This is a genomic window from Methylobacterium nonmethylotrophicum, from assembly GCF_004745635.1.
GTDB lineage: Bacteria > Pseudomonadota > Alphaproteobacteria > Rhizobiales > Beijerinckiaceae > Methylobacterium > Methylobacterium nonmethylotrophicum.
This window is the reverse complement of sequence record NZ_SRLB01000032.1, coordinates 33,218-60,003: the sequence shown is the minus strand read 5'-3', so window position 1 is coordinate 60,003 and position 26,786 is coordinate 33,218. Positions and strand designations below refer to the sequence as shown.

Below are 26,786 nucleotides of genomic sequence, written 5' to 3'. Positions count from 1 at the left end.
GGAGACGATGATGCTGACCCATCCCACTCTCGATCTCCTGCACGACCTCGGCCTGAGCGGCATGGCGGCGGGGTTTAAGACGCTCGAGGCCAACCCGGAGGCCTGTGCCCTCGACCACGCCGAGTGGCTCGGTTTGCTGCTCGAGCACGAGGCGACGGCGCGCCGCCAGAAGCGCTTCGAGACCCGCGCCCGTGCGGCCCGCCTGCGTCACCCCGCAAGCATCGAGGACGTCGACTATCGCAGCCATCGCGGCCTGGATCGGGCGCTGTTCCTCAGGCTCGCCACCGGCGACTGGATCCGAACCCGGCGCAACCTCGTCATCACCGGCCCGTGCGGCCTCGGCAAAAGCTGGCTGGCTTGCGCGCTCGGGCACAAGGCCTGCCGGGACGACTTCTCGGTCCTGTACTACCGGGTCCCGCGCCTGTTTGCGGCGCTCGGGCTTGCCCGTGGCGACGGCCGCTACGGCCGGCTGCTGCGTCAGATCGCCAAGGTGAACCTGCTGATCCTCGACGATTGGGGACCCGAGCCGCTCCTGCCCGAGCAAGCCCGCGACTTGCTGGAGATCGTCGAGGATCGCTACGACGCCGGCTCGACCTTGATCACCAGCCAGGTGCCCGTGGACCGCTGGTACGAGATTATCGGCATCCCGACGCTGGCTGACGCCGTTCTCGACCGGCTGGTCCACAACGCTCATCGCATCGAGCTGGCCGGCGAGAGCCTGCGCAAGCGCAAGGCGGCCGAGCCCGCCGCTTGACCCGTTGACCCAACCTCGTGATCTTCCCCTCTGACCCGCGGGAGCACTCCGTCACCGGCCGCCTTCAGATCGGGCCGGTGGCCGGCTTCGCTTCGGAATGATGGCCGGCATCAGATCGGAACACCCGGCCGGCTTCGTCGGAATACGCAGAGAAGATCAACAAGGTGCCGCCGCGGTGATCGACCGCCCGGACGAGCTCGCGCCCGAGACGCTCGGGCTGACGCTCGCCGAGGCACACGCGCTGCTCCGCGACGTGCAGGCCCGGCTCGTCGCCGCGCAGGTCGAGCGGTGGCAAGCCGCTCACCGGGCCTGCCCGGCATGCGGTACCGTTCGCGGGCTGAAGGAGCGCCGGCCGCTGGCGATGCGCACCGCCTTCGGCGAGCAGGTGGTTCAGGCCGAGCGGCTGAGGCGCTGTCCGTGCGGCGGCGATGAAGGGGCGGGTGCGACCGTAACGCCGCTCGCCGCCTTGCTGCCCGAGCGCACCACGCCCGAGCTCCTCTACCTGGAGACGCGCTGGGCGTCGCTCGTCTCCTTCGGCCTGGCCGCGCGCATGCTGGGCGAGCTGCTGCCGCTCGACCGCCCGATCGGGGCGGAGCGCGTGCGCCGCCACCTACACGCCGTAGCCAAGCATGAGGAGGCGGAGCTCGGGCCCGAGGAAGGCGACTACTTCGACGGGTGCCAGCGCGACCTGTTCGACATGGAGCAGCCGGACGGGCCCGTGGTGGTCGGCATCGACGGCGGCTACGTCCGCGACCGCGAGGGCTCCTGGTTCGAGGTGATCGCCGGCAAGGGCCTGGGCTCGTTCGAGCGCGACGGGGCCATCGCCGGGTCGGACGGCATCATGAATATTCCCGTTCCGCCCGGCCGGTGCTTCGCGTTCGTGCAGGCGTTCGACGACCGGCCGCGCCGGCGCATGTTCGAGATGCTGCGCGGGATGGGCTACCGGCCCAACCAGAAGCTGATCATGCTGTCGGACGGCGGCGAGAGCGTGCGCACGCTGGGCAAGCGCATCGGCCCGGAAGCCGAGCACGTGCTGGACTGGTTCCACGTCGCCATGCGCGTGAGCGCGCTCGGGCAGATGGTGAAGGGCGCCGCGGCCGAGGGCGTCTGGCGCGACGACCGCCTGGCCGAGCTGGAGCGCGCCAAGCACCTGCTCTGGAACGGGCACGCGCGCGAGGCGGAGATGGAGGTCGGCTGGATCGAGGGCGAGGTCGAGGCCGAGCTGGACGACGCCGACGGCGAGCGCCGGGCCTGCTTGAACAAGCTCGGCGTCGCCGTCCGCGAGTTCCAGGTCTACATCCGCCGCAACGCGGGCAGCGTCGTCGACTATGGCGAACGCTTCCGGGCGGGCGAGCGGATCTCGTCAGGCTTCGTGGAGAGCGCGATCAACCAGGTCGTCGCCAAGCGGTTCTCCAAACGGTAGTCAATGCGCTGGACCAGGCGCGGCGCGCACCTCACGCTCCAGGCCAGGACGCGCGTGCTCAACGGCGAGCTGGAGGGTGCCTTCCGGCGGCGCTGGCCCGGGTTCAGAGCGGGGCGGGCAGCATGACCCTCGTTTGGCTTACCCCAGGGCCCGAGCCGGTTGCCCCCGGTTTGTGATGCGCTCCGATGCCGTTTGACAATCAATGCTCTGGGACGGGGAGCCATTACTCGAAAAACTACCGCTGATTGGCATCAGAGGGCGAAGTCCAACTCCTCATCCTCACGTTGCACAATCGTCACATGCACAGGATCGCTGCCAAGCTGTCTTGCACCCCAAACGATGGCGTTCTAGGCATCAAAAAATAGCGCAAGATCAACAGTTTAGCACAATTCCAAACTGGCGCCTTCGGCTTGTCAGTGTTTGCGTGCATGCGGGGTGTAAGATGAAGATCGGCAACTCTCAGGGTGTAGGCCCCCAACGAAGCGCGACCTTGCGCCTCGCTCTCGCAGGCGTGTCGCTCCTCAGCCTTGCCGGCGCCGCTGCTGCTCAGGATGCAACATCGCCACGACGCGGAACGGCCAATCCACCGGCCGAGGCGACCATTCAACTCGAACAGATCAGCGTCTCTGGGCAAGGGAACGGTGGTGTCTCGCCCGTTCCGGCTGGCACACCTGTTCGAGCGGTTGAGAGCCCGACTGGCCCGGTGAACGGCTTCGTGGCGACGCGCTCAGCCACCGCAACGAAGACCAATACTCCGCTGATCGAGACGCCGCAATCAATCACTGTTGTCGGCCGTGAGCAGATCGATGTGCAGAAGGCCCAAACCCTTACTCAGGCTACGCAATACGCAGCCGGTCTTTACTCAGGCACTTTCGGTGCAGACTCCCGCCTCGACTACTTCACCTTGCGTGGCTTCGTGGCGAGCGACTATGGTCTCTACCGTGACGGCCTGCAGCTCCTGAACTACGGTTTTGCCTATTTCCGTACCGACACCTTTGGCCTGGAGCGTATTGAGGTGCTGCGCGGCCCGGCTGCGGTGCTGTTCGGCGCTGGCACCCCCGGTGGCTTGATCAACCAGGTCACCAAGCGTCCTCCGCTCGACCCGCTGCGCTACATCGAGGTTGGCGGTGGCGCTTTCGGGCAGGGCGGCTTCGGCTACACCGCGTTCGACCTCGGCGGTCCGGCGGGTCCTGACGGGCATTGGTTCTATCGCCTGACCGGCAGCGGGCGCGTCGGTGGCAACCAAGTCGAGGGCGCGCCGGAGGACCGCGGCTATATCGCGCCAGCCTTCACCTACAAGCCGGATGGGGCGACGAAGTTCACCTTTCTGTCGAGCGTTCAGTACGACAACGCTGCGGTGACGGCGAACTTCCTGCCGTATTCGGGAACCGTGCGGCCGAACCTCTCAGGTCTGCGCATCCCGCGCTCGCTCAACGTCGGCGACGTCGGCCTCAACACCTTCCGGCGCGAGCAAGCCTATATCGGCTACGAGTTCGAGCACGCCTTCAACGAGACCTGGACCTTCCGACAGAACCTGCGCTACTCTTACGTCGATAGCTTCCAGAACTCTTATATCGGTCAGCTCGGATACAGCGACGCCGCCGAGACGCGACTGGGCCGCTATCAGTTCCGGGACAGCTCGCGGGCTGCCCTGTTCCAGGTCGACAATCAGGCCGAGGCACGCTTCTCCGACGGCTTTTTCCGCCACAACCTGCTGCTCGGTCTCGATTACAAGAACTACAATCTGCACGACAATCAAGCATCGACATTCCCGGGCCCAGATCTCAGCATTCTGTTCCCGGTCTACGGTCAACGCGTCGCCTCGCCGACGCCCTACCTCATCAACGCGAACAGCTTCAACCAACTCGGCCTGTACGCGCAGGACCAAATCAAACTCACTGACCAGCTGAGCTTAGTGCTCGGCCTGCGTCAGGACTTCGCCGACAACCGCATCCGCAACTTGCTCACGCCATCATCGCCCACCGGCGGGCGCAGTGACAATGCACTGACCTACCGGACGGCCCTGATCTACAACTTTGACTTTGGGCTTGCGCCCTATGTCAGCTACTCGACTTCGTTCCAGCCGCAGATCGGCACCGCCTTCAGTGGCGCGGGCTTCCGCCCCGAAACCGGCAACCAGATCGAGGGCGGCGTGAAGTTCGAGCCGCCGGGCCAGGGCTATTTCCTGACGCTCGCCGGCTTCGAGATTAATCGCCAGGGCGTGCTGGTGCCGGATCCGGCCAACGCCTTCTTCAGCATCCAGTCCGGCTCACAGCGCTCCACCGGCTTCGAAGCTCAGCTCAACGTCACCCTGGCTGAAGGGCTCAACGCGGTAGCGGCTTTCACGACCTACGATCTCGTCACCACGAAGGACGCGGATCCGGCCCGGATTGGGCGTACCCCAGTCAACATTCCCGAGACCTTCGCTTCGGCCTTCTTCGACTACACGATCCCCGTGGGCGAGTTGCGCGGCTTCGGTTTTGGTGGCGGCGTGCGTTATGTTGGGCGTTCCTTTGCTGACGTGCCCAATACGCTAAAAGTCTCCGACTACGTTCTGTTTGACGCGCAGGTGCACTACAACATTGACAATTGGCGCCTTGCATTGAACGCTACAAACATCGCCGATCGGCGCTTCGTTTCGTCCTGCCAGTCAGCCGTATCCTGCTTCTATGGCGATGCTCGCCGTGTCGTCGCAAGTGTCAGCTATAAGTGGTGATATAATGATAGATATATAGTTTTTACAGGGCGGCGCAAAGCCGCCCTGTATTTTTGATAAACACGAATTTATGATATTTTATATTATAGATACATTTTTAAATATATAAAAAATCTAGGTAGTCTTTGTTGAGTTGACTTGTTGCATTTGGGTCATTCGCTCCGCCAGCCATCGATCGCGATCCGGACGCCAAGCCCTATCAATCCGCTGTCCCTTCTGCACTGGACGAGATTGCGAAAGTGCAAGAGGATCAAGTGCGCTTGCTTCCTGAGTCCATCCTGCTTGGGATAAAGCTTGCAGCATTCGCGTCCAGAACGATCGGTGTCGCCAACGTCGAAAGCGTTGATAGACTGTGCTTGGAGACCCATATTCCTTTGGAAAGTCTGGCCATCGACAACTACTCAGTGAAACCTGGATTATTCCTGATAAAGCTCGGCGATCGTCGCTTCTGTTGGCGCCACTTGCAGGTAAAAATGGGGAAATTACGTCCCATTGTGTATCACTAGGCCAAAATATTTCTGCGTTTTTTTAATTTTATTGGTATTTGTGTTCTGATGCATGGATTGCCTCTTAATTAATATCGAGAAATTCCTGCCAAGATACCTCTTCTGTCACATCATAATACATTTATCACTCGATGTATGCAAATTCCCAGAACAGAATGTAGATGATCGGGAGATCATGCTTAGAGCACGAGATGCCGCTGGTTGGGCCAGCAGTACCATTAGTTATACAGTCCTTCTGCCCGTAGGCAGGCCAGCAGCTGTCGGGCCTGTTCCTGAGCCGCTGCATCCCGCTTCTGCTCGTCGAAGCCGTGGGCGAACATCGGTAGGAGCCGGCTCGTCGCCCGCTCCATCGCAGAGCCCTCCCACAGGATCAGTACCTCGCGGTCGGTCAGGTCCTTCAGGAAGTACCAGAGCGTCAGCATCACGCTCAGCGCGGGCCGGTTGCCCCATCCGGTGATCACACCCTTCCCGATGCGCTCGACCCGGCGCAGGAGGGCGTGCTGCTTCTTCGGGACGAGGTCGCTGAAGGGTTCGAGGAGAGCGGCCTGCAGGTCGGCGCGGAGTGCGGTGATGTCCGCCTCCGCTCGCGCTGCCAGGTCCGGGTCGGCCGGGACGAACACGCCAGGTGCGGCGGTGAGCGCATAGAGGAGGTAGGCTGGGATCGCGAGTTCGACGCGCTGGCGATCGGATAAGGTGGGCATTACGCGATCATGAGCTGAAGGAGATGTGTAGGTGGTGCCGATCGGGCGGCGCTTGTGTAGCCGTTCGGTGCGACTGCATCGAGACCCGTCGCGACGCTGCGCTGCCCGAATTGACACAGCGGCACGCCCTGGCTCGACTGGGGTCCGATGCGACGAGTCGGATGCTGGCTGACCTGGTCCCCTCGCAATGGAGCCCCGATGCAGACTGGACGTGAGCCAAGCCGAGGATCTACCCTGGGACTGTCAGGAATTCCGTGTAGGGGCGGCGGGTTGAACATCAGGCCGCCATGGCCCGGGTGAAGCGCTCGCCGAAGATGACGGCGAACTGCGCCTTGGCCATGACCCACTCACGCGGACCCATCGTCCACGCCTTCTCGGAGCGGTTCAAGACCAGGTAGAGCAGCTTCAGCGAGGCCTCGTCGGTCGGGAAGTGGCCGCGGGCGCGCACAGCCCGGCGCAGCGTAGCGTTCAGAGCCTCGATGGCGTTCGTGGTGTAGAGGATCCGGCGCACCTCGCCGGGGAACGCGTAGAACGGGACGACCTCGCTCCAGGCTCGTCGCCAGCTCTGGGCGATGGCCGGGTACTTCCGGCCCCACTCGCCCGCTTCGAAGGCGGACAGCGCCGCCTCGCCAGCGGCGGCATCGAGCGCGCGGTAGATGTCCTTCAGCGCGGCCGCCACGAGCTTGCGGTCCTTGTAGGAGACGAAGTCGAGGCTGTGGCGAAGCAGGTGGACGATGCAGGTCTGGACCAGCGCCTCGGGAAACACCGCCCGGATCGCGTCGGGGAAGCCCTTCAAGCCGTCGACCACCGCCAGGAGTACATCCTCGACGCCGCGGTTCCTGAGCTCGTTCATGACCCGCAACCAGAACTTGGCGCCCTCGTTCTGCTCGAGCCACAAGCCGAGGATCTCCTTGGATCCGTCGGCGCGCACGCCGAGCGCGATGTGGACGGCCTTGTTGCGGACCACCCCCTCGTCACGCACCTTGATCCGCAGGGCGTCGAAGAACACGATCGGGTAGACCGGTTCTAGCGGCCGGGCCTGCCAGGCGGCGACCTCGTCGAGCACCGCGTCGGTCACCGCGCTGATCAGGTCGGGCGAGACCTCGATCCCGTAGAGCTCGCGCAGGTGGGAGACGATCTCCCGGGTGCTCATGCCGCGGGCGTACATCGACACGATCTTGTCGTCGAAGCCGAGAAAGCGGCGCTGGTAGCGGGCGATCAGCTGCGGGTCGAACGTCGCCTGCCGGTCGCGCGGGATCGACAGTTCGATCCGGCCGGTCTCGGTCGTGACTGTCTTACGACCGTAGCCATTGCGCTTGTTGCCGGCCTCCTCGCTCGCCAGATGATGGTCCATCTCGGCGTTGAGGGCGCGCTCGGCCAAGGCCTTCTTCAGCTCGTCCAGCAGGCCGTCAGCCTCGAACGCCGACTTCGGATCAGCGCCGGCCAGCAGCTGGTCTAGGATCGCGTCAGGGATGCTGGGTGCTTTGCGTCTTGCCATCGGGAACCTCCGTGGGGTCCACTATGGCCGCCCCTACACGAAATTTCCGACAGTCCCGACGGGATCGAGCATCCGGACCTGGATCTCCTGCAAGCGCGCCATGGGCGCATCCGCCAGCGTGCAGCGCGCTGCCGTCCCGGTTGCCCGCTCGATCACGTCATGGACACGGACCGCGCGCCCGGCCCACGGATGCCATCCATAGACGACGACGCCATCGTCGCCTGCGCCGGTACTATGGGTCTTGTGGTGAGAGGTTGTACAACCCGGTGCGGCGGCACTCCGCTATGGAGTGGCGGACGCCCCAGGAGTTTGCCTTGGCGGCGGCCCGAGAGGCCGCCGAATGAGATCCGGGGGCTCACCCTTCGGCCAGACCAAGATCCGGGGAACCATCAACGCCGTTACCCAACCCTCACATTGCCCCTTGACAACAACATGTTGGCATTTGATTGTATGGTCGTGGAGGATCTGCGATGCGATGGGCATGTTTGATCTGCACGGCGGTGATTATGCTCGCACCGGCTGCCGGCTATGCATCGGACGCGAGATCAAGGCCAAACACTATTGATAAATTTCGAGCGATACAACATTCAGGTTTGAGTGTTGGAAGTGTGTTCAAATTTGTGCACTATAGGCCAAAATTTATAGGCTGTGTCTACTCATATCATCAGTGCGAGCACCGCGCCCATGCGCGTGGCTTCTATAATCACTTCACCGAGCACGACCATAGCACATGCCATCACGGCCCATCATACGCTTGCTACGCTCGATGAGGCTTGCCCGTCAGTTTTTCGCCGTCATCCCCCCAGGATCTTTTAGGCTGGCTTTCTCGTGTGGAGGGAGCCTGATGGTGGGACCGGAGGCGACGTTGGAGATCCAGGTCTTTCATCGACATGAAAAAGGGCGTGCGTGAGATCGCCCGCGAGCTCGGGCTGTCGCGCAACACGGTGCGGTGCTACCTGCGCGAGGAGCAAGCCGTGCGCTATGCCCCTCCAACAGGAAGATCGCCGACGAGGCACTCTACGATGGTTCGTCGCGCGTCAGATTGGCAGAAGGACGAGCTCCGAATAGAGGAGGTCCAGCTCGGGCGCCGTGCCGGCCAATGAGTTCCGATAGCGGTTGCCGCGCGCCTTCCGAGCGGCTCGGATCGTCGCGGGAACGAAACCCTCATCCGCCGCGAAGACCACCGCTCGCTGGCGCATGAGGATGGCCAGCTTGATACGCTCGAAGTGACGGACGAGGAGGCCGGGATTGCTGCAGTAGAGCAACTCGGAACCTGGTACAAGAACCGACCACACAGCCCGAACCCGCCGTCGTTTCAAGATCAAGTAGGTCTGTTCGCCATTCTCCCGTACGACAAGGTGCAGCAGGTCGTAAGCAGCATGATCGTCGAAGATGCGCTGGTCAACCTCGCTGAGGAGACTCCGGATGGTCCGGGGGTCGTCGTCGAAGCGGAGCGAACCGGCCCGGAGCGTCCCCAGGTTGAGCCCGGGAAGGAAGAACCGCCGCATCTTCAGAGGTAGGAAGTTTAAGGCTTCCACCATGGCCGTGGTCTCGGGACCGGGCGTCAGGGTCGTGTAAGTGACGGATTTGTCCCTCGTCGCGGCCGCGAGCAGGAGCGAGCCCTGGCCTCGGTAACCCGGTCGCACGTACCACGAGGTGAGATTGCAGACGCAGGCTCCCTCCTCGTCGAGGGGACGCTGTGAGTAGAGCGTTCCCAGGAACCCCACGATCTCTGATCCCATGGTAAGAACAAACCCCGTCGTCGGAACGGAGCTAGCCCAAGGACGCTCGAACAGCCGCCGCCAATCCCCGGGGCCGACATTCCCGCTCCCGAAGCCTTCCTGCAGCAGGCGGCAGATGGCCTCAACATCCTCATCCCGCACGGGTCGGACCTCCGGCCGCTCTTCCGGATGCGTTGAGCTGTGCCCCCTCTCGCCCCTTATCAATCGGCTGAGGCCTCTCACACTTGGGTCAGAGAGGAACGCGTCGAAGGCAACCTCGCAGCCGGCCATCTCCTCGATCTCCATCAGCAGCTTGAGGAGCGTGAGGGAGTCGGCCCCGATCTCCAACAGGCTCTCGTCGGGGCTGACCGGGACGCCGACCCGACGGGACGTGATGTCCTTGAGGAGCCTCTCCAGGTCGCCCTCTACCTGGATGTTGGCGCGCGACTCGACCACGTCGGTCGGGCGCTCGTGCTCCACCGCGCCATTCCGTCTGATGGCGTCGCGGATGGCGTCAGTCGATGCAGGATTGGCCAGCGCATCAAGGTTGCGTATCGCGTGGCCATTCACGGCGTCCCGGGCCGCCGCTTCGGAGCGCTTGCCGTTGAACGTCGTCGGCAACTCGCTGACCTGTACACATCGCGCCGGAATCATTGCCGTCGACCCATCTGCAGCCAGGCGCGAACGGATGCGCTTGGTCAGTCCGGGGGTCAGCGTCGCGCCCTCCCGCAGCACGACGAGGAGGACCAGTTGCGTGCCGCCCGGAGCGGCCTCCGCCCGCTGCTCGACCGCCATCGCCTCCACGATCTCGTCCATCGCGCGCAAGATATCGTGGATCTCGGCGGGTCCGACCCGGACGCCGCGGATGTTGAGCACGCCGTCCGAGCGCCCGTGCAGCCGGGCTCCGCCGGCCGGGGTGAAGGCAATCAAGTCGCCGTGCGTCCAGAGTGGTGGATTTTGGCTGAAGTAGCTGGCGTGGAAGCGGCTCCCGTCCGTGTCCCCAAGGAACCCCAAGGGCCGGGATGGGAACGGGCTAGCGCAGACGAGCTCGCCGATGCCGGCGCTGTCCTCCGCGAGGGCCCGCACGTCGAGACCGAGGCTCCGACACTGCGCCTCGCCGCGTTGGACCGGAAGTAGCGGGTTGCCGAGAACGAAGCAGCCGATGATGTCGGTTCCGCCGGAGATAGACTGAAGCGGGACGGCTTTCACGTGCTCACAGACCCAATCGAACTGGCGATCGTGCAGGATTGATCCCGTGGACAAGATGGCGCGCAGCGCCGTGAAGTCGAACGCGGCACGCGGCGAGAACGACGCGCCCTCGCAAAGCTCAAGATAGGCCGGGCTGGTGCCGAACACGGCGACAGCCCGCCGCTCGACCAGCGCCCAAAGGGTGTCCGGGCCCTGGACTGGGCCATCGAAGAGAACGAGTTCCGCGCCGCTCGCGAGGGCGGAGAGTTGCCAGTTCCACATCATCCACGCGCAGCTGGTGTGGAAGTAGATCGTCTCCGCGGGCCGGATGTCGCAGTGGAGCCGATGCTCCTTGATGTGCTCGATCAGGGTGCCGCCGGCCCCGTGCACGATGCACTTGGGCGCTCCGGTCGTGCCCGATGAGAACATGATGAACAGGGGGTGGTTGAAGGGGAACCGCTCCCAGGTGAACTCGGCCTCGTCCCCCTGCGAGATCAGGTCGGCATAGCGCAGGACCGGCACCCCGATCCCGGACGCGGGTTCGCCCGCATCCAGCGCGATCAGGTGGGTCAGGGAGCTGAGCCCTCCGGCCACCTCTGCCACCCGGGCGGCGATCGGGACGCCCGTATCCCAGGGCTCCGGCCGCAGATGGGCGAGGAGCAGCCTGGGCGCGACGGGGCCGAGCCGGGACAGCATGGCGTGCGCGCCCATGTCGGGAGCACAGCTCGAGAACACGGCCCCGATCGCCGCCGCGGCCAGGGCAGCCACCACCGCCTCGACGTTATTGCGCGCGACCGCCGCAACCCTGTCGCCCGGCCGGATGCCGAGCCGACGCAGCGCGCCCGCAAGAGCGGTGACGCGACGGCACAGCTCGGACCGGTTTAGCTCCTCGTCCGGCCGGTGCGGATGGCAGGCCGTGAGCGCGGGCCCATGGCCGTCCCGGCCAGTGAGCAAGGCCTCGGCGTAATTCAGCCGGAGGTCGGGGAAGAAGCGGGCTCGCTCGCATAGCTCGCCGTCACAGACGGGGCTGGTGCTGCCTGAGACCGGCAGCCGGCTCCAGCGGAGGAACAGGGACCAGAACGCGCGAAACTCCTCGACCGCATAGGCTTCGAAGTCCCGATACTCCGGGAACGTTCGGCCCGTCCGGTGCTCACAGAAGTGTATGAACTCCGCCAGCTGGGGCGGCGCAGGGCAGGCTCCATCCCAGCCTGGGACCGTGCTGGCGCCCGTTCTGTTGCGCCAGGGGAAAGAAGTGTCTCGATCCGTCACAGCGGCGCCCTCGATAGCCCTCAACTTGGCTTGGTAGGGCAAGATCCGCTCCATTCGGGGTGTGATGGTGTGGACGGCCCCTAGGAGCTATGCGGGAGATTGGGTGATGCGAGCGGCGTGAAGGCGGCGTATCGAGGCGGGGGTGTAAAATCCTGAACTTGATTAGACAGACAGTGTCAGCTTCCCTTCCCTTCAGCCCGACCGAGAATGGCTTGGCGTGCGGTCACGCCGTCAAGCCCTGCGCCTGCGGCGCACCGCTTCGCGGCTTCGGGGCCTGACCGCCTGACCGAACCAAGCCAGAGGTTTTCAGGCCGAAAATGGCTTGCTGCAGGGGCACTACTCTCCCCTTGATCGCGCCTCAACCTGACATTGTCCGACAGATCAAATCCTGACTTCTACAGGGGATAGCGACGAGAGAACCAGCGCTGCAAGGAATGGTTGCGCGCGGTCGTGCGCGAGTCCAACATCGATGATCTCTGGGTATTCCCGCGGGGGTCTCGTGCTCGGTCCGGAAGCGGCGCTCGAGATCGCAATCCATAGTTCAGTCGCGCGCCAGCGACGACGTGCAGGGACGTCGCGTATCAACGTAGGGAGAGACGACGATGAGACGCCGCGCCCTGTCAGCACTGCTTTGGCTCGGCTGCCTGCACGGAGCCCATGCTCAGGAAGCCCCGTTTGGCCTGTCCTGGGGACCGGTCGAGACCGTCCCCCGGCCTTCGATGGTCGACCGCGAGGCGAATATCACCGCCCTGACCTACTTCCACGACCGCCCGCTGGCCGCGGGCATTGATACGGACGAGGTCATCCTCGAAGTCTGCCGGGATGAGGGCCTGCAGCAGGTCATCTGGCTCAGCCGTCCACTTTCGGAAGCCGAACTGCCGTCGCGCTACGAGGCCATATACCGGGAGGGCGTGCGGCGGTATGGTCAGCCGCAAACCGAGCCGGGTGCCGAGACCGTGTCGTGGCTGTCCGGACGCGCACTTCTGGCCATCAGGAAGGCCGTTCCTGGTGAGCGGCGCTTGACTATGCTCGCTAGGGGCGACCACTACGAGGCGTGCTCGATCGCCCACCAAGCGGCCACAGGCCACCCGGCCTCTCGACACGCGTCGGACCTGATCCTTGGGCAGACCCCGTGAAGCAGGTCGCAGTCATCTGCACCGGGCCTACGATGGCGGCCGATCCTTAAACCGCCGAGATTATCAAGGCTCGGCGCAACGCCATATGCGGCCCTGATCGAACATCGCCACCTTGGCCGCCGGGCATGACGATGCGGCCCGAGCCCGGAGCTTCATGAGCGGTGCATCGCAGCGGGCTTCGTCAGCGGACGACCTGCGGGCACCTCCTCGTCTCGCGAGCAAGCCGCTTCCCCGCAAACCTGTCCCGCCTGGATCATCTCGAACGGGACGACATGGACGCCACGCATGCCCTCCACCGCAGGCTTCGAGGCCGGGGGTTGGAGCCCGTACCGTTCACACCGCGCCAGCCGTGCTGCGCAGCCGAGAAGCTCGCGCGTGGCATCAAACCGTCATCGGCCGTCGATAAACAGGCGCGCTCGGAGATCGCCGCCTGTTTCGGCGGTGATGCCCCCAATCGAACCCGCCGCATTCGGGGAACGATCGCGCGCACGACCCCACGATGTGTTCCGAATGCCGCCCCATCTCGCCCGCACGCGGGTTTGCAGTCGTGATCACGGCCGATAGGAAGAGCGGCATGCCTGCCATCGCTGCGAGCAACCCACACGCTGTGCCGCCTGAATTCTGCAAGTTCGGCCTCTCTCCTACCCGCTCCATAAGCGTGGCAAGGGACGTGAGGGCGGTGCCTACCTTGGTGGTATGCGTGGCTATCTCATCGGCCTTTCGTCAGCTCAACACGAACCCAGCGGTGGGCTTGCACGAAGCCGCTCGTCTATGGTTAGCGGAACGGCCAAGTTTGGGCGGATGCCGCATCGTGTCATGGTCACCGCAACGCTGGTGCAGCTTCAGTTCATGCATGTGGAGATGGCACGATGAGTCGGTGGAGACGGGCCACAGGACGCCTCGGCCCGGGTGCAGGGGTTGCGACGTTGCTCGCCGGCCTGTCCACCGGCGCCCACGGGGCCGATTTCGCCCCGCCGACGCCACACGACGCGACGCACCTGCCCTCCTTCGGTACGTGGGCAGGCGGTTATGCCGGATGGCAGGGCAGTGCCGGTGACGCCTTCGGCGGCTTCGGCTTCGGTTCCGGTATGATCAGCCGCCGTTCGGTGCCGGAATTCCGCACCGGGGATGCCACGGGCCGCAACGATGCCGGGCGCAATGCGATCACCGCGCTCGGCGGCCTGTTCGGCGGGTATGCCTGGCAGACCGGTCCGTTCGTATATGGCCTTGAAGCCGACGTTGACGCCTCGAACCTGAAGCGGCCCGTGTCCTCGACCACGCCTGGGTTCGGCTTCGAGGGGCTGGATCCCGCCTTTCCTCTGATCCGGGCCAAGGCCGACGTTTTCGGGACAGCCCGGGCCCGCATTGGCTACGCGTTCGAGCACTATCTCGTCTATGCCACCTTCGGCCTTGCGGGCGCGCAGGTCCGGTTCCACACCAACTCCCCCGATCCAGAGACTGAGTCAGCCCCGGCCCTTCGGCGGGGCCGCGCCTTCCTCGGGCTCTCGCTCGGTGCCGGCATCGAGTATGCCATTACCGAGAAGTTCGCGCTGGGACTGGAATACCGCTACCTCGACCTCGGCCGGAGCGGACGGCTCGATCTCGGGACCATTCCAGGCGTCACCGGTGGCCCCTTCTCCGCGCGGGCCTCCTTTACCTCTAACCAAGTCCTCGCGCGCCTGTCCTGGTATCCGGGTGGTCTCGTCTTGCCGCCCGAGCCCGGCGAGGTAGCCCCCCACGATCCCGACACGGCAATTAGCGACCGTGTCTCGCTGCACGGCCAAACGACCTTCGTGGACCAAGGCGTATCCGGCTTCCGCTCGCCCTATCTCGGACCGCAGAGCCTCGTGCCGCGCCAAGCACGCGCGACGCTGACGGCGACCGCCTTCCTCGGCCTTAAGCTAACGGACAACACGGAACTCTACTACAACCCCGAATTCGACCAGGGTTTCGGTCTGAGCCGGACGCTCGGCGTCGCTGGCTTCGTCAACGGTGAGGCACAGAAGGCCGGCGCGCCCTTCCCGAAGCTGCGCTCGCAACGTTACTTCGTCCGCCAAACCTTCGGCCTGGGCGGCGAGACCGAGGATGTGCCGGACGGCCCAAACCAGGTCGCGACGCGCCGCGACATCGAGCGGGTCACCGTGGTGGCCGGCAAGTTCGCGCTCGGCGACTTCTTCGACGGCAACGCCTACGCGCACGACCCCCGCGTCGATTTCCTGAACTGGTCCCTCTGGGCATCCGGGGCCTATGATTTCCCCGCGAACCTGCCCGGTTTCACGCAAGGTGTGATGGTCGAGTACACCCGCAAGGAGTTCGCGATCCGGGCAGCCTACACGCAGGTGCCGAAGGAACCGAGCAGCAACGTTCTCGATCCTCGCATTGCCCAGAAGGGGGGCGCCACGGTCGAGTTCGAGGAGCGCCACGTTCTGCCGGGGCTTGATCAGCCCGGAAAGATCCGCCTCGGCCTGTTCACGAACGTCGCACGCACGGCGAATTATCGCGAGGTGGTCGATCTCGCACAGGCCGGACTCTTCGCCGACATCAACGATGCGGCCACAGCCAGCCGGCGAGACCGACGCAAGAGCGGTCTCTACCTCAACCTCGAACAGGCAGTGGCGTCGCAGGTCGGCGTGTTCGCGCGTGCCAGTCTGAATGACGGACGCAACGAGAGCCTCTCCTTCGCGGACATCGACCGCAGTGTCTCGGGCGGTGTCTCACTGAAGGGCGGCGCCTGGGGTCGGCCCGACGACACGGTCGGCATTGGCGCTGCCATCAACACGCTATCCCGCTCCCACCGGGATTTCTTCGCCAACGGCGGCCTCGGCCTTGTAATCGGCGACGGTCGTCTGAGCTATCGCGCGGAGCGGGCGACTGAAGCCTATTATGCGCTCAGCCTCACGAAGGCCGTGACGGTCTCCGCCGATTACCAGTTCGTGGCGAACCCGGCCTACAACCGCGACCGTGGCCCAGCACACTTTTTCGCAGTCCGCCTCCATACGGACTTCTGACGGTCGGCCGGAGTCTCACCGTCGATCATGTTGGAGTTGCCCCCGTCAGACCGGACACGGGGCAAGCTGCGGTTTGTGGTCGAGTAGCTCGGCCATTCGGCTTTGCCCTCACAGATCCGAGCGTGCAGCTTTCCCGCACCGGGCTCTTCGCGGAAGTCACCCGCATCAGGCCCTCTTTTGATCCTCCCCCGCTTTCGGGTAATTACCCACGGGGTTCGGTGCGGTGCACGAGCCGCCTGACCTTGTCGATGAGGTGAATGCTGGAAGCGATCAGGCGCGGATGGTCTTGAGGATGATGTCGAAGGTGTCGGCGCCCGAGAGGCGAGCGGTGTCGACGACCGTGCGCACATCCGCCTCGCCTGCGGCCGCCCACATGGCCCGGTAGCCGTTCGTCACCTTCCGCTGCATCACCGCCGGGCGAAGCGCGCGCTCACACCCGTTGTTCGTGACCGCCACGCGGCCGGGATGGTCGAGGAAGACCAGGAGCTGATCGCGGGCCCGCCCGATCTTGGCTTGCAGCGCGCGGGTCAGATCGCACCGGCTCGGGGCGGACAGGATGTCGGACAGCTGCCGCTCCAGCGCCCGGCGCTTGGCCGAGAGCGTCGAGGCGGCCAAGTTGCTGACGCGCTCGGCCAGGCTGAACACGGACCCGAGCCACAGCTGCAGGCGCAGCGGCACGGGATCGTCGCTGACCTCCACCGCATAGGCGACGTCGCGCGCCAGATGCGCCAGGCAGGTCTGGTGACGTTCGCCGTGGCCCTGTTGGGCGGTGTAGCGGTCCGACAGCCATACCGCGGGCCGGTGCCCGTCCATCATCGCGTGCACCACCGCGGCGGCCCGCGTCGGGGCGGCGTGATGCACCACCGCCTCGTCCGAGCAGAACACCCAATGGTACGAATTGCTGCCCTCGATCCGGACGCCGGTCTCATCCGAGGCGACCACTGCGGCCCGGCGCAGCGCCGACACCGGGGCTTCGCGACCGGCACGGAACTGCTTCTGGGCTCGACGAAGCAGGTTCATCAGCCCGCCCTGGCTGAGGGTGAGCCCGAACAGGTCCGCCAGCGCAGCTTGCAGCCGCTCGTAGGAGAGGGCCTGGAAGGTCTTCAGGTAGGTCGCCACCGCGTGCAGCCGCGGTCCGAACGGCGTGCCGCACGCCTCCCGCGGCACCGGGGCAACGACGCGGGTGCCACACGACGGGCAACGCACCGCGAGCCGCTGATGCTGGGTGATGAGCGGCGTCACCGCGGGCAGCTCGATCTGCTCGCACACGCTGACGATCTCGGCCGGCAGATCCGCCGCCAGGGCGCCGCCGCAGCAGGGGCACTGACCCGGGCGGTGGGCGACGATCTCGTCAGGATCGGAGCTGAGCGTGCGGCTGTGCCCCTCGTGGCCCGGCTTGGCGCCGCCGGGCTTGGCCTGCTCGCGTCGCTCCTTGCGATCGGTCGAGGGCGGTTTGGACGAGGTGCGCGAGGTCTTGTCTGGCCGCTGCAGCCGCAGCACCAGCTCGATCAGCTCCTGCTTGCTCAAACGCTCAAGATCGCTGCGGCTCATCTCACGAGGGAATCAGCGAAATCAGCTCCAGGCAAGAGGCCCCGCGAGCACCCCGCATCGGCGCCTCGACAGCCTCGCGCAGTGACCGAGCTCACCCCCTGGGTAATTACTGTGGCGGGTCAGTCACATCAAATTTCCATTGTGGAGAGCATCAGAATTTTGACCTCGCGAAACGGGTGCATCGTACAATCGAAGAATAAATTCAAACAACCCGTATCATCAGAGTTGCGATTTCATCGACGCAGGCCAAGCGCTCGGTCTCAGTAATTTCTTGCGCCGTAATTCTCTGGGTCAATGCCTCCAAATGGACCCGAATTATATCTGATTGGACTCTGCGGAGCGCCCCTATCGCCGCGTCGATCTGATAGACAACATCGATGCAATTATTCTCTGTCTCGATCATTTTCTGCAACCCGCGGATCTGCCCCTCGATACGGCGCAGCCGCGGAATTTGATGCCGGTGATCCTCGCCAATAGAGACCGGCGACGCGTTTTTGATTGTCACCGGCTCAAACGACTCCGTCCATGGCCGAGCCGTTAGGCTCCTAGGCCTCGGAACCATACGCCCACCCCGTACTTAGGGAAAGGGATAGCCTTGGCCGACCACGGGTCAGGCCCCGGCGATTTCACAGGAACAAGGATTCTCCCATGCAAAACATCCCTTCCGAGATGCAGACCTGCATCGACGCGTGACTGCGCTGTTACCAGACCTGCCTTGGTATGGCGATGAACCACTGCCTCGAAGCAGGCGGCGAACATGTGGAGCCGAAGCACTTCAAAATCATGCTGTCGTGCGCTGAGATTTGCCGAACCAGCGCGCATTTTATGCTTATCGACTCGGAGCATCACAAGCACGTCTGCCGTGAATGCGCCGAGATCTGTGAAGATTGTTCCAGAAGCTGCGAACACGTCAGCGGTATGCAGGATTGTGTGGATGCGTGCCGCCAATGTGCCGAGAGTTGCCTAAAGATGACTGCCTGATCAATCAGGATAGATCCACAGCCTCAGGCAAAGACCCTTTTCGGTGGCGGCAGCAATGCTCTCGGATCCGGCGAAGCCGGTCAAGGATCGCGTGAGGGGTGCTCAAGAAGGATTGACGCAAGAGGTTCGTTCGCCAACGGCACGAGTTGGACGGTGACACCGGCGTTTCGTCATTCACACTCGGCGTGCTGCTACATGGGCGATCGAGGTCACATCATGCCGGGCGAGCGAACAAGGAAACCGAGTGAGGTGTGGCGTGCAGGCACCGTCACCAATTGCAGGCGATTACGGGTTCGTGGCGCTCGTGCTGCTCATGGCAGCCGGTCTCGCCTTGCTGGCCCTCGCAGCCTTCGCGCGGACACCCAGACGAGCCATCGGCGCTCCCCCGGCCTGGGCGCAGCTCCGCTTCGGCTACGCGGTCTACGCTCTGATCTTCCTCGCCTTCGATATGGAGATGATCTTCATGTACCCGTGGGCGGTCGTCTTCGCCGATGTCGGCGTGAGCGCCTTCCTCGACATGCTGGTCTTCATCGCGCTCCTCTCGGCGGGCATAGCCTATGCCTGGGGCATGGGTGGCCTGCGGTGGGAGTGATCGCCAGCGCCGCTGCCGTCGTGACCGCCCTGCTCCTCGGCGCCGGCCTGACCTGGGCCGTCGAGCGCCTCTTCGCCCGTTCGGGCTGGGACGCCGGCCCGACGCGCGGCGCCGAGCTCCGCGGCGGCCTCGACCTGCCCAACGCCGACCGGTGGCTGCTGCCGGCCGGCCCGGTTGTGGCGCTCGCCGGGGTCGCGCTCGCCACGGTGGTCGTGCCGTTCGGGCCCGGGCTGATCGGCCGGGATCTCGGCATCGGCCTGTTCTACGTCATCGTGGTCGTCGATTTCGTCGTGCTCGGCCTGGCGCTCGCCGGCTGGGGCGCGAACACGCCTGACAGCGTGGAGGCCTTCTATCGCATCGTCGCCCAACTCGTCGCCTACGTCGTTCCGCTCGGGCTGGCCTATGTCGGCGTGGTCATGATGGCCCGTTCGCTATCGACCGTCACGGTTGTCGAGGCGCAGCGGGACCTGTGGTTCGTCGTCCTGCAACCCCTAGGCTTCCTGCTCTACCTCGTCACAGGGCTGATGCAGTCCTACCGCGCCCCGTTCCTGGAGCCGTTCGCGGACTCCATCGGCGGTGGCGTGCTCGGCGTGACCGGCGGTTGGTCCGCCCTCCTGTGGCGGGTCGCGCTCGCCGGGGTGCTCTTCGTCGTCGCGGCGATCGGAGCGGTGCTCTACCTCGGCGGCCCCTCGGGGTCATGGCTGCCGGGCTGGGCCTGGATGCTGGCGAAGACCTACGCCCTGATGGCGCTGATGCTGGGGCTCGGGCGCTGTGTCCGGCCGCTCTCGACGGCCGGGATGCTGGCGCTGTCCTGGAAGGTCCTGATCCCGGCGGGTCTCGTCAACGTGCTCCTCGTCGGCGGGCTGATCCTCCTCGGCGTGGGACCGCGGGCATGACCGCGGCCTTCGAGCTGACCGCCTTCGGGGTGTGCGCCTCTATCGCCGTCGCGGGCGCGCTCGGCATGACCACGACCATGAGCATGTTCCGCTCGGGCATCTTCCTGATGGCCTCGTTCATCGGCGTCGCCGGTCTGTTCATCCTCTTGTCCGCCGACCTGATCGGGCTGCTTCAGGTCATGATGTACATCGGCGGATTTCTGGTCATGATCCTGTTCATGGTGCTGGTCATGCACGACCCCGGCGGGGCGATGATGGCCGGCATGGACATGGCCCCGCTGGAACGCTGGTCCAGCTTGGGGCTCGTCCCGCGCCAGCCCTCGGAGGCCGGACAGGACGGCCACCGACAGGGCGAAGCCGGCGACCAGGCCACCGCCACGGGTCACGGGGGCCACGCCGAGCCGGACGAGCCCCGGCAGGGCAGCGAGGCGCACGGCGAGCAGGCCCCCGCGCACGACGGCGCGGCGAACGCCATGCCGCACGAGGCCCATGGCGGACATGGCGAGCACGCGGCCCGTCAGCACGGGCACGCCTCTCACGAGCACGAGCATGGAGGCGGCCACGGCGGCATGGACATGGGTGAGATGGACATGTCGATGGTGACGCCCGTGCGCCCGCTCGCGGCCTGGCTCGCCCTCGGGGTCGGGATCGTGCTCGTGGGCATGCTAGTCCTGCGTCCGGCCTGGTCGGTGTCCGACGCCCTACCGGACCCGGACTCGGCGCGCCGGGTCGGACATCTCCTCATGGACAAGTACATGGTCGCCTTCGAGGGCGCCGGGTTCCTGATCCTGATCGGCGTCTTCGGCGCGGTGCTGCTCGCCCGGCCCTCGGCCTACCCGGACGACGCCTCGCGCGGCGCCCGGGTCGCGGTCGACGCCAAGCCGGAACCGATCCGGGGCGACCGTCTCGCGCCGCAGGCAGGAGCGGACCGGACAGCCGGCCACGCGAGCGGGCACGACACCCACCACCAGCACGGGGGAGATGCGGGATGACCGTACCGCTGACCGCCTACCTCGTCGTCGGCGCGCTCCTGTTCGCCATCGGCCTCTACACCGTGGTCGCCCAGCGTTCGGCGGTCATGATCCTGATGGGTGTCGAGGTGCTCCTCAACGCCATCGGCCTGAACGTCGTCGCGTTCTGGCGCTTCACCGCACCGGGCGACTACGCCGCGCAGATCTTCGCCATCTTGGTCGTCACGGTCGGCGCCGTCGAGATGGCCATCGGGCTCGCCCTCGTCCTACTGCTCTATCGGCAGCGGCGGACGGCCGAGGTCGACGCCTACGCCGACCTCAAGCGATGATCCCGCTTCTCGCCGTCCCCGTCCTGCCGCTGCTCGCGGCCCTCGCCGCCCTCGGGCTCGGCCGGCGCCTGCCCTGGGGCGGGGGCGAACTCGTGGTCGGCGCCGTCACCCTGTCCATGGCTGGCCTCGCGTTGATGCCGCCCGGTGCCGCCTTGTCGGCGACCTGGTTCGAGAGCGGCAGCTATCGGCTCACCGTCGGTCTCGCGGCGACGCCGCTCACGTGGTTCGTCGCGATGACCGTCGCCGGTGTCGCGCTGTGCGTCGGCCTCTACAGCCTCGGGTACATGGCCGGGAGGGATGATCGGCCACGCTTCTTCGCCGAGATGGGCCTGTTCGTCGGCGCCATGCTGACCCTCGTGCTGTCGAGCTCCCTCGCGCTCCTGTTCGCGGCCTGGGAGCTGGTCGGGTTGGCTTCGTTCCTCCTGATCGGCTTCGACCATGCCGCGCCCGGTGCAGCGGGTGCCGCCGCCAAGGCGTTCCTGATGACCCGGACCGGCGACGTCGGCCTCCTGCTCGGCTGGCTCCTGGCGCTCGGCCTCGTCGGGAGCAGCGACATCGAGGCCCTCGTCGGCACCATCGAGGGCGGTGGGATCGCCCCCGGCGCGTCCACCCTGATCGCGCTCCTCATGCTCGCTGGGGCCATCGGCAAGAGCGCTCAGTTGCCGCTCTCCGCCTGGTTGCCCGACGCGATGGTCGGGCCGACCCCTGTCTCGGCCCTGCTGCACTCCGCCACGATGGTCGCCGCCGGCGTGTTCCTCGTGCTGCGCCTGTACCCGGTCTTCGCGGCGGCGCCCTTCGCGCTCGACGCGCTGTTCTGGATCGGGGCCGTCACGGCCCTGGCCGCCGGCCTCATCGCCACCGCCGAGACGGACCTGAAGCGGGTGCTCGCCTGGTCCACCTGCTCACAGCTCGGCGAGATGATGGTGGCGCTCGGCCTGGGCGGGCCGCGCGCGGCTACGCTCCACCTCGCGGCGCACGCGGCCTTCAAGTCGACCCTGTTCCTCGCCGCCGGCGTCGTGCAGGAGCGGATGGGCTCGCGAGCCCTCGACCGGCTCGGCGGCCTCGTCCGCCCTTTGCCCCTGACCGGGGCCGCTTTCCTCGTCGCGGCTCTGGCGCTGGCCGGTGTGCCGCCCCTGTCAGGGTACTGGAGCGAGGACGCGGTCCTCGCCGTCGCGTCGCGGCACGGGCCGGGGACGGGGACCCTGGTCGTGTTGCTCGTCTTCCTCGGGGGCGCCTACATCGGCCGCGCGGGGGCCGCGACCTTCCTCGGCCAGGGCAGGGGCCGCGCCCCTGCCGCCGCCGGCACAAGCGGCTGGGCGATGGGCGCTGGCATGGGCGGGCTGGCGCTGGCCGCCGCGGGTCTCGGCTGGCTGCTGGCCGGCCAGCTCGGTGCCGTTCTGCCCTTCGCCGCCGGGCCTGAAGCGGAGGCGGGATGGCGAAATCTCGGCATCGCCGCCGGGATCCTCGGCCTCGGCATCGGTGCGGCCCGGGGATGGGGCGGAGCGCCCGCGCTCGGCACATTCCCGACACGGCTGGCTGCCGGGCTGGCAGCGGCCACCGAGGCCCCGGCACGCTGGACCATGCGACTCGCCCGGACGATCCCGACGGTCGAAGGCGCGCTCGACGCGGGCGCTCGCGGCATCGCCGAGGGGGCTCGGCGCGCCGCCCGGACGACGGGGCGCGTCGAGTCGCGAGGCTTCGGGCGCGGCGGCGACCGTCTCGCCGCCGGGCTCGCCAGCGGCGGCGAGCGGCTCCGCGCCCTGCAGGCCGGCCGCCTCTATCTCTACACGCTCGGCCTGTTCGCCTGGACCGCGGCGGCGCTCGCCACCGGCGCGCTCATGCTCTGGCCCTGAGGGAACCGACCCGATGCTGACGGTGACCATCTTCCTGCCGCTCCTTACCGGACTCGCCGTGCTGGCGCTGCCGCGCGGCCGGCCGGACCTCGTCCGCCGGGCCGCGCTGGCGGGGGCTGCGCTGACGCTGGCCGCCGCCGTCATCCTCTGGGCCGGCTTCGACCCGGCCGTCGGCGGCCTGCAGTGGCGGCTGACGCTCCCGTGGATCCCCTCGGTCGGGGCGAGCTACGACGTCGGCGTCGGCGGCCTCTCCCTGGCGCTGATCCTGCTCACCGCGGTCCTGCTCACCGTGGTGATGGCTTACGTGTTCCCAGAGCACGACCGGGCGCACGCCCACGCCTTCCTCTTCCTCCTGCTCGCGACCGGGTTGATCGGCCTGTTCGCGGCCCAGGACCTGCTGCTGTTCTACCTGTTCTTCGAGGTCGGCCTGGTGCCGATGTACTTCATCGTCGGCATCTGGGGCGGGGAGCGGCGGCGTTACGCGGCGCTCAAGTTCTTCCTCTACACCCGCGCCGGCAGCCTCGCCATGCTGCTCGGCTTCCTCGCCCTCTACCTCGCCATGGAGCCACACAGCTTCTCGCTGCCGGCCATCGTCCAGGCGCGGCCGCTGGACGGAGCGCCGCTCACGGGCGGCCTCGTCTTCCTGGCGCTCCTCCTCGGGTTCGGGGTCAAGCTCCCGGTCGTGCCGCTGCACAACTGGCTGCCCGACGCCCACGTCGAGGCCCCGACCGAGGGCAGCGTCGTGCTCGCCGGCCTTCAGCTCAAGATGGGCGGCTACGGCATGCTCGCCGTCCTGCTGCCCGCCCTGCCGGAGACCGTCGCCCGGTTCGGGTGGGTCTTGGTCGCCGTGGCCCTGGTGTCGCTCCTCTACGGGGCCCTGGCGGCGCTGGCGCAGTCCGACATGAAGCGGCTCGTCGCCTACACCTCGGTCAACCACATGGGCTTCGTCACGCTCGGCGTCGCGGTGGCGGCGCTGTCCGGGGACGAGGGAGTGCGCCGTCTCGCGCTCAACGGCGCCGCCGTCCAGATGGTCAGCCACGGCTTCCTGACCGGAGGCATGTTCCTGCTGGTGGGCATGCTTCAGCACCGCGCGGGCACGCGGGATCTCGACCGCTTCGGCGGCCTGATCGGCTCGATGCCGGTCTTCAGCGGCCTGTTCGGCCTGCTCGCCTTCGGCTCCCTCGGGCTCCCGGGCCTGTCCGGCTTTATCGCCGAGTTCCAGGCCGTCGGCGCCGCCCTGCAGCTCTCCGCCTGGGTCGCCGGGTTGGCCGTCCTCGCGCTCGTCGTCACGACCGCGGTCTACCTCCGGCTGGTGACCGGCCTGCTGATGGGGCGGGCGCCGGCGGATGCACCGGCCCTGCCACCCCTGACTGCGGGCGAGGTCTGGTCGGCGGCCGCGCTCGCGGCCCTGTCGGTCGCGGTCGGGATCCTGCCCGCTACCCTGGTCGCGTTGCTCGACGGCACGACCGCCGCCCTGGCGCACCTCCCGTGACCGGCGGGGTGGCGATGGGCGGCTGCATGGATCTCGGGGCGGTCGCGCCCGAGATGGTCCTGGCCGGAACCGCCCTGGCCCTGGTCCCGGCCGCCGGCTGGGCCCGCGGCCGGTGGCGCCGCCTACCCGCCGCGCTCGCGCTCCTCGCCCTCCTCGCCGCGATGGGCCTGACCGTGCCGATGCTGACGGCCACGCCGCGGGAGGCCTTCTGCGGCACCTACGCCGTCGACCCGTTCCGGGCCTTCTACCAACTCGTCATCGAGGCCGGCGCCGTGGTGAGCTTGCTGTCGCTCGCCTCCCACTTCCGGGCGAGCGAGCAGGAGCCGCACCATCCGGTCGCACTGCTCATGGCGACCGTCGGGGGCATGGGGCTCGCGGCGGCCACCGACCTTGGCCTGATCGTCCTGTTCTTGCAGATGGTGAGCTTCCCCTCCTACCTGCTCGTGCTGCTCGTCCGGAGCGACGGGCCCGCCCAGGAGGCGACGCTCAAATATTTCCTCTACGGTGCCGCCGCGCTGGCGGTGATGGCCTACGGGCTCACGTTCCTGTTCGGCCTCACCGGCAGCCTGAACCTGCGGGCCATTGGTGCCGGCCTCGCCGGCGCCGACCGGGCCTGGGTCGCGCTGGCCTTTGGCCTGGTCGTCGTCGGCTACGGCTTCGAGATGACGCTGGTGCCGTTCCACGTCTGGGCCCCCGACGTGTTCCAGGGCGGCACGGCCCCGATCTCCGGTTTCGTCTCGGTCGTGCCGAAGGCGGCCGCCTTCGCCGGTCTCCTCCGCCTTCTGCTGGAGGCGATGCCGGGGGCTCTAGCTGCTTGGCCCTCCGTGCTCGCCCTCATGGCGGCCGCGACGATGACCTTCGGCAATCTGGTGGCGCTCCGCCAAGCAAGCCTGAAGCGGCTGCTGGCCTATTCCAGCATCGCCCAGGCCGGCTATATGCTGATGGCGGTCGCGGTCGCCGGTCGCGTCCCCCAGGCGCTGCCGGCCATCGGGTACTATGTCGTGGCCTATCTCCTGATGAACCTCGCGGCGTTCACGGTGGTCGCGCAAGTCGAGCGCATGTCCGGCAGCGACGGCCTCGCGACGGTGCGCGGCCTCGGTCGGCGCGCGCCGTGGTCGGCGGCGGCGCTGACCCTCGCCCTCCTGTCGCTGGCCGGCGTCCCGCCGCTGGCGGGCTTCGCCGGCAAGGTGTTCCTGCTGTTGGCCGCCATCGACGGCGACCTCGCCTGGCTCGCCGTGCTCGCGGCCGCCAACATGGCGGTGGCGCTCTCCTACTATGTCGCCGTCATCGCCGAGATGTACTTCCGGGAGCCCGAGCGCCCCGAGGGGATGGCGCCCGGCGTCGGGTACGCCTTCGCGCTCGGCCTGTGCTCGGCGGCGACGCTGGCCTTCGGCATCGCACCGAGCGTGCTGCGCGGCGTGGCGCAGCTCGGCGCGACGCTGCTGCGATAGCCGAACGCGATGCGGGCCGGTACGCTCTAGCGGCATGGTCGTGAATCCACCGGCCCAGGATCTCCGATCCGGCCCGGTCTCGGTCGGCCTTCGATCCGCGCTCACCCGGCAGCCCCAGGGCCATGCACCGACGCGCGGCCGCCCTGCCGGGTGTCGCGGGCGCGCGGACGGCTCGGATTGATCGAGGTCCGAAAGATGCCGTTCAGGCAAGGGGAGGTAGCGCGATGTGCATCGGATCGGCTCGAGATCGATCCCGATCGACGCGTGCAGGCCGCGATCCGCCTCGGCATCGACAAGGTGGCCGAGCTGGGCAGCGTGCGCCAGGCCCTGCTCTGGTTCCTGGAGCACGGGCTCGATCTGCCGACACGTGTCAACGCCGGCCCGGTCGTCTGGCGCCGCCCCCGCTACTCGACGCTTCGCGAGTTCATCGCCAACCCGGCCTATGGCGGCGCCTACGCCTACGGCCGCAGCCGCGTCACGGCCAGCTACGACGCGGCCGGCGCCAAGGCGCGGGCCAGGCGCACGCCGCGCTCGGAGTGGCTGGCGCTGAAGCCGGGCTCGCATGAAGGTTACGTGGAGTGGGAACGGGCGGAGGCGATCCGGGCGATGGTGAGCGAGAACGTTCCGACCAGTTCCCGCGGCGCGCCCAAGCTCGGTGCGGCGCTGCTCGCAGGGTTGCTGCGGTGCTGGCGCTGCGGGCGCAAGCTCAGCGTGTAGTACACTGGAGCCAAGGGACAGATCCCGCGCTAC

The 26,786-nt window shown here is 66.8% G+C and carries 20 protein-coding genes; 14 read left to right on the top strand and 6 right to left on the bottom strand.

The window, feature by feature from the left end; genetic code table 11:
• The first annotated feature begins 10 nt into the window (after positions 1-10).
• The 3 genes from istB to EU555_RS29300 all read left to right on the top strand — a co-directional run bounded on the left by istB (position 11) and on the right by EU555_RS29300 (position 4,893).
• Positions 11-754, top strand: coding sequence for an IS21-like element helper ATPase IstB (gene istB / locus EU555_RS29310; RefSeq protein ID WP_135418886.1), 744 nt, complete (start codon positions 11-13; stop codon positions 752-754).
• A 97-nt stretch (positions 755-851) separates the two neighbouring features.
• Positions 852-2,177 carry an ISKra4 family transposase gene (locus EU555_RS29305; protein ID WP_135418881.1) on the top strand — a complete coding sequence of 442 codons (1,326 nt, stop codon included), beginning with the start codon at positions 852-854 and terminating at the stop codon, positions 2,175-2,177.
• 442 nt (positions 2,178-2,619) lie between these two features.
• Positions 2,620-4,893, top strand: coding sequence for a TonB-dependent siderophore receptor (locus tag EU555_RS29300; RefSeq protein ID WP_135418880.1), 2,274 nt, complete (start codon positions 2,620-2,622; stop codon positions 4,891-4,893).
• A gap of 114 nt (positions 4,894-5,007) precedes the next feature.
• Here EU555_RS29300 and EU555_RS37755 read toward each other — a convergent pair whose 3' ends face one another.
• The 4 genes from EU555_RS37755 to EU555_RS29265 all read right to left on the bottom strand — a co-directional run bounded on the left by EU555_RS37755 (position 5,008) and on the right by EU555_RS29265 (position 11,818).
• Positions 5,008-5,409: a transposase gene (locus EU555_RS37755; protein WP_135418885.1), complete on the bottom strand. Its 402-nt coding sequence runs from the start codon at positions 5,407-5,409 to the stop codon at positions 5,008-5,010.
• 208 nt (positions 5,410-5,617) lie between these two features.
• Positions 5,618-6,100: a hypothetical protein gene (locus tag EU555_RS29290; RefSeq protein WP_091890543.1), complete on the bottom strand. Its 483-nt coding sequence runs from the start codon at positions 6,098-6,100 to the stop codon at positions 5,618-5,620.
• Between the two features lie 277 nt (positions 6,101-6,377).
• Complete coding sequence (locus tag EU555_RS29285; protein ID WP_091890541.1) at positions 6,378-7,598, bottom strand: IS256 family transposase; 1,221 nt, start codon at positions 7,596-7,598, stop codon at positions 6,378-6,380.
• A gap of 1,037 nt (positions 7,599-8,635) precedes the next feature.
• Positions 8,636-11,818 carry an acetoacetate--CoA ligase gene (locus EU555_RS29265; RefSeq protein ID WP_167858698.1) on the bottom strand — a complete coding sequence of 1,061 codons (3,183 nt, stop codon included), beginning with the start codon at positions 11,816-11,818 and terminating at the stop codon, positions 8,636-8,638.
• Positions 11,819-12,378: 560 nt separating this feature from the next.
• On the opposite strand from EU555_RS29265, the gene EU555_RS29260 reads away from it, so the two are divergent.
• Positions 12,379-12,912, top strand: a complete 534-nt coding sequence (locus EU555_RS29260; protein WP_091890535.1) for a threonyl-trna synthetase — start codon at positions 12,379-12,381, stop codon at positions 12,910-12,912.
• 869 nt (positions 12,913-13,781) lie between these two features.
• The gene (locus tag EU555_RS29255) at positions 13,782-15,920 is read left to right on the top strand and encodes a carbohydrate porin (RefSeq protein WP_135418878.1); all 2,139 of its coding nucleotides are present in this window, start codon (positions 13,782-13,784) and stop codon (positions 15,918-15,920) included.
• A 270-nt stretch (positions 15,921-16,190) separates the two neighbouring features.
• On the opposite strand, the gene tnpC is transcribed toward EU555_RS29255, so the two are convergent.
• Positions 16,191-17,471 carry an IS66 family transposase gene (gene tnpC / locus EU555_RS29250; RefSeq protein WP_135418877.1) on the bottom strand — a complete coding sequence of 427 codons (1,281 nt, stop codon included), beginning with the start codon at positions 17,469-17,471 and terminating at the stop codon, positions 16,191-16,193.
• Between the two features lie 202 nt (positions 17,472-17,673).
• Positions 17,674-17,976, bottom strand: coding sequence for a metal-sensitive transcriptional regulator (locus EU555_RS29245; protein WP_244537693.1), 303 nt, complete (start codon positions 17,974-17,976; stop codon positions 17,674-17,676).
• A 188-nt stretch (positions 17,977-18,164) separates the two neighbouring features.
• On the opposite strand from EU555_RS29245, the gene EU555_RS37300 reads away from it, so the two are divergent.
• The 9 genes from EU555_RS37300 (at position 18,165) to EU555_RS37295 (ending at position 26,753) form a co-directional block, all read left to right on the top strand.
• Entirely contained in the window at positions 18,165-18,452 is a 288-nt protein-coding gene (locus tag EU555_RS37300; protein ID WP_476703421.1) for a four-helix bundle copper-binding protein, read from the top strand.
• Positions 18,453-18,708: 256 nt separating this feature from the next.
• Positions 18,709-19,044, top strand: a complete 336-nt coding sequence (locus EU555_RS29235) for an NADH-quinone oxidoreductase subunit A (RefSeq protein ID WP_244537695.1) — start codon at positions 18,709-18,711, stop codon at positions 19,042-19,044.
• Positions 19,035-19,940, top strand: a complete 906-nt coding sequence (locus EU555_RS29230) for an NADH-quinone oxidoreductase subunit H (RefSeq protein WP_091891757.1) — start codon at positions 19,035-19,037, stop codon at positions 19,938-19,940. Before EU555_RS29235 ends, EU555_RS29230 begins: the two co-directional genes overlap by 10 nt.
• Positions 19,937-20,932, top strand: coding sequence for an NADH-quinone oxidoreductase subunit J family protein (locus EU555_RS29225; protein ID WP_135418876.1), 996 nt, complete (start codon positions 19,937-19,939; stop codon positions 20,930-20,932). Before EU555_RS29230 ends, EU555_RS29225 begins: the two co-directional genes overlap by 4 nt.
• The gene (gene nuoK, locus EU555_RS29220; RefSeq protein WP_091891762.1) at positions 20,929-21,240 is read left to right on the top strand and encodes an NADH-quinone oxidoreductase subunit NuoK; all 312 of its coding nucleotides are present in this window, start codon (positions 20,929-20,931) and stop codon (positions 21,238-21,240) included. The genes EU555_RS29225 and nuoK overlap by 4 nt, the downstream gene beginning before the upstream one ends.
• Entirely contained in the window at positions 21,237-23,093 is a 1,857-nt protein-coding gene (locus EU555_RS29215; RefSeq protein ID WP_091891765.1) for an NADH-quinone oxidoreductase subunit 5 family protein, read from the top strand. Before nuoK ends, EU555_RS29215 begins: the two co-directional genes overlap by 4 nt.
• 13 nt (positions 23,094-23,106) lie before the next feature.
• Positions 23,107-24,585 (top strand): complex I subunit 4 family protein, encoded by a 1,479-nt coding sequence (locus EU555_RS29210; protein WP_091891768.1) that lies wholly within the window; start codon positions 23,107-23,109, stop codon positions 24,583-24,585.
• Positions 24,582-26,036 carry an NADH-quinone oxidoreductase subunit N gene (locus EU555_RS29205; RefSeq protein WP_135418875.1) on the top strand — a complete coding sequence of 485 codons (1,455 nt, stop codon included), beginning with the start codon at positions 24,582-24,584 and terminating at the stop codon, positions 26,034-26,036. Before EU555_RS29210 ends, EU555_RS29205 begins: the two co-directional genes overlap by 4 nt.
• Before the next feature lie 264 nt (positions 26,037-26,300).
• Positions 26,301-26,753: a recombinase family protein gene (locus tag EU555_RS37295; RefSeq protein WP_244537696.1), complete on the top strand. Its 453-nt coding sequence runs from the start codon at positions 26,301-26,303 to the stop codon at positions 26,751-26,753.
• Positions 26,754-26,786 lie beyond the last annotated feature (33 nt).